Annotated in this window: 4 protein-coding genes; 3 read left to right on the forward strand and 1 reads right to left on the reverse strand. The window is 57.0% G+C overall.

What is annotated here, in order from left to right; translation table 11 throughout:
- The coding region (locus VMU57_RS03290) for a ParB/RepB/Spo0J family partition protein (RefSeq protein ID WP_325380751.1) at nucleotides 1–814 on the reverse strand (814 nt) is incomplete at its 3' end.
- 53 nt (nucleotides 815–867) lie between these two features.
- On the opposite strand from VMU57_RS03290, the gene VMU57_RS03295 reads away from it, so the two are divergent.
- The 3 genes from VMU57_RS03295 to VMU57_RS03305 form a co-directional block, all read left to right on the forward strand.
- Nucleotides 868–2169, forward strand: a complete 1302-nt coding sequence (locus tag VMU57_RS03295) for a site-specific integrase (RefSeq protein ID WP_325380753.1) — start codon at nucleotides 868–870, stop codon at nucleotides 2167–2169.
- Nucleotides 2166–3137, forward strand: coding sequence for a tyrosine-type recombinase/integrase (locus VMU57_RS03300; RefSeq protein ID WP_325380755.1), 972 nt, complete (start codon nucleotides 2166–2168; stop codon nucleotides 3135–3137). Before VMU57_RS03295 ends, VMU57_RS03300 begins: the two co-directional genes overlap by 4 nt.
- Nucleotides 3134–3823: tyrosine-type recombinase/integrase (locus tag VMU57_RS03305; RefSeq protein ID WP_325380757.1), on the forward strand; the 690-nt coding region annotated here is incomplete at its 3' end. The genes VMU57_RS03300 and VMU57_RS03305, both read left to right, overlap by 4 nt.

The raw sequence follows: 3823 nt of genomic DNA on the forward strand, positions 1-3823 counted from the left end.
CGTAGGCAGCGGAGATTTGTACCAGCTTCGGCTTGGCTGCGAGGGTCTTCGCGACGTGCGCATCTACCTTGGTCTGGTAGCAGGCAGGGTCGGTGCAAGCATCCTGCCGCACGTCCGCGAATAGCAGCTTGTTGCGTCCTGTCCGCTTGGGGCAATCCAGACAAGCGCCAGCTTGCGGGTTGAGGGTCGCGTCATTCTTAGAGAATGGTGCGTCTTTCAGGATGAGCAATATGTTGTGCTCGATCCATTGCTGGAGATTGCGGACAGGCAGCAAAATGCGTTTGTTTTTGCTGCCGCCTCCCCAATCCTCGCGGAAGCAAGCGGCGAGTGCCTGCTCCTGCTCGGCTGGCTGGAGTTTTGCCAGTAGCAGGGCGTGTCCGACGCCGATTTCGTCTTTATAGAAAGCCTCGACGACTGCCGGGGCAAGTTCCGTCAGCTTGACGCGTTGGGCAACGTAAGTGGGCGATTTGCCTGTTTTTGCCGCTATTTGTTCGATGCTGTATTTTGGCTCCTCCAGATTCAGCAATGCGCGGAAGCCTTGTGCCTCTTCCAGTGGATGAACGTCCCGCCGCTGGAGATTTTCAATCAACTGCGCCTCCAGCGCTTCCGCGTCGGTAAGGTTGACGATGCGAACGGGAATGGTTTCAGACTCGGCCATTTGCGCGGCGCGGTAACGCCGTGCTCCGGCCACGATCTCAAAGCTGCGCTCATTCAAAGGCCGCACAAGCAAGGGAGAAAGGACGCCCTGATTGCGGATGCTGTCGGCCTTTTGTGGCGCTGATCGTTTTGTTGCCGATGCGGTGATGACCCGCATGACAACAGGCGATCTGTGATTTCTAGGGCACATAACGGGCAGGGCTAGGTGGGATGATTGCCTCCATCGGAAATTTCCGACCGGAGGTTTTCATGTTGGAGCACTATTATGTCAAGCCTTCAACCATCGACCGAATTCGTAACAGTTGGCTTGGCTCTCAAATTGATAACTACGTGGGATGGATGGAAGCGAACGGCTATTCTTCCCGCACCGTCTTTCGCCGATTGCCCCGGCTATTCTGCTTTGCTGAGTTCGCGCAGAAGAGGGGCTGCACAGATGTTGTTTCTGCCCTTTCTCTGGTTGATGAATTTGCATCCGAATGGTTGGTTCAGCACGGAGCGGAGGCAAAGACATCGGCCTCGCTGCGAAAACATGCAATCGATGTTGGGAATGCGACACGTCAGATGCTGCGGCTGGCCAGTGGTAGCCAAGTAAGGCATAATCGTCACCGCCGCCCATTTCCACTTGAATCAGAGGTTCCTGGATTCGAGGAGTATTTGCGCAGTGAATGCGGACTGATGGAGAGCACGATTCATGGGTACCGGCATCATCTGCACGAGTTTGCGCAATACCTGCGGAGAGCCGGGATCACTTCACTCGGCGACCTGTCGCCCGCGCTTCTGGCATCTTTCATCGTCGAATGTGCGCCGGGAATGGCTCCCTGCACGCGCCGCGATCTCTGTTGTCATCTGAAAGTGCTGCTGCGGTTCTGCCATCGCGAAGGAATTACCGACCGGGACCTCAGAGGTGCGGTCGGTATGCCCCAGGTATACCGTCTGGCCGATGTTCCCCGGTCGATCACTTGGGACGAGGTCCGTCGCACGTTGGAGGCGGTGGACCGAAGGACAATCCGAGGTCGGCGAGACTATGCCATCTTGCTTTTTCTTGTGACCTATGGGCTGCGAGCCCACGAGGTTGCCAAACTGACCCTAGAGGATATCGACTGGAAGCGCGAACGATTCCAGGTGCCGGACCGCAAGGCTGGTCATGCGACCGCGTATCCGCTCGCCGCAATAGTGGCAGAGGCCCTGATCGACTATCTCAAACGAGGTAGACCCGAAACGGAGGATCGCCATCTCTTCTTCCGTGTCGTTGCTCCGCGTTCACCCGTGACTCCCGCCACAGTATCATCAAGTGTTGCGTTTTATCTGCAGAAGGCGGAAATCAAGGTGCGCAAAGGTGGATCGCACACGCTCCGGCACACCTGCGTACAACGTCTGATCGATGCTGAATTTCCGCTGAAGACCATCGGCGATTATGTGGGACATCGCTCGCCGGAGTCCACCCGTATCTATACGAAAGTCGCTATCGAAGCCCTGCGCGAAGTGGCCATGGGCGATGGGGAGGCTCTATGAACACTCCCTATTTCCAGAGCTTCCTGGCACCGTTCCTCCACCAGTTCGTGCAATACAAGCGCGCGCTGAACCGCAAGTATTTTAACGATGCGGAGACGTTGCGCCTGTTCGACCGGTACCTCTGCAACAGGAATATCACCGACTGGCAAGCAGTCGATAGCGCGGCGGTCGATGATTTCCTCGCGTCCCGCCCTCAAGTCGGGCCAAAGAGATACAACCTCATTCTGTATGCACTGCGCCGGTTCTTCGCTTTTGCAATTATGCAGCAGTGGACGCAGCGGAATCCTGTGACCGCTAGTCCGCGCCGCATTACCGGCAGCCGGATTCCATACTTATTCGATCTCGATACCGCGAGACGTCTCATGGCAGAAGCACGAAAACTGCCGGAGAGATCCCGTGCGCCCTATCGAGGCCTTGTGTACGAGACGATTTTCGCTCTGCTTTATGGCCTGGGATTACGGGTAGGCGAAGTGTCACGACTGAAGATGGGCGATGCCGATTTCACACGCAATCTGTTGTTCATCCGGGAGACGAAATTCGCCAAAAGCCGATATGTGCCGATGGGACCTCGTCTGGCACAGCGCCTGAAAGATTACGTGGCAGAACGGTATGGAAGCACGCCAGCTTCCGAACTGCCAATGTTCACCTTCAACTCCAAGCGTGGCAGCGTCGATGAAGGGACAATCAGCATGACTTTTCATGCCCTCTTGCCCAAGCTGGAACTGCATATCCCGCCGGGCGTATCGCCACCGCGTCTCCATGACCTGCGCCACTCGTTTGCTGTTGCCACGCTGCTTCGATGGTACCGGGAAGGCATCGACCCCAACTGCCGGTTGATGCACCTCTCCACTTTCCTCGGCCACGTCGATCCCACTTCTACCTCTGTGTATCTGACGATCACCGAAGAGCTTCTCAACTTAGCCGCCCAACGCTTCCAGGGGCTAGCCCCGAAAGGAAGTGCGCAATGATCGGAGTGGGGCAAGTGCTGTTCGCTTTTTTTGAAGATCACCTCAAGACGCAGAAGGGGCTTCGGCCCGGTTCGGTGCGAAGTTATCGGGACACAATGAAACTCTTCCTTGCCTATGTCGCCGCCAGTTGCCGGCGGCCGATCACCCGATTATTGCTTGCTGACCTGTCAGCACAGCGCGTGCGTGACTTCCTCAGCACCATGGAATCCACGCGCGGCAATCGTGTAAGCACACGCAATCAGCGGCTAGCCGCCTTGCATACCTTCTACCGCTTCCTCGCTCTCCGGCATCCTGAGATGCTGGCTGAAGCCCAGCAAGTGGAGGCGATTCCTGTCAAACGCACCGCGCCTCCCCACACCCTGTTCCTGGAACACGACGAAATCGAAGCCCTTTTCCGGAGCTTGCCACGCAACGGCATCCTTGCGCTGCGCGATCGGGCTCTCTTCATGGTGCTTTACAACACCGGCGCGCGAGCGCAGGAAGTGGCCGACTTGAGAGTCGAAGATGTTGATCTCGATGGGCCACTGCGCGTACGCCTTCACGGTAAGGGCGATAAGTGGCGAAGTTGTCCGCTCTGGCCTGAAACTGCTGATCTGTTGAAGAAGCTCGCTGCCGATATGCGTGGAAATCAGGCCGTCCCCTTGTTCATGTCTCGGCAGCGAAAGCCTCTGACGCGGTTCGGCATT

Origin of the sequence: Edaphobacter sp., from assembly GCF_035532915.1 — a bacterium.
GTDB lineage: Bacteria > Acidobacteriota > Terriglobia > Terriglobales > Acidobacteriaceae > Edaphobacter.

Excerpts from the sequence above, each read along its gene's own strand:
- VMU57_RS03295 (WP_325380753.1), top strand. The coding sequence starts at position 868 with ATGATTGCCTCCATCGGAAATTTCCGACCGGAGGTTTTCATGTTGGAG.
- VMU57_RS03300 (WP_325380755.1), top strand. The coding sequence starts at position 2,166 with ATGAACACTCCCTATTTCCAGAGCTTCCTGGCACCGTTCCTCCACCAG.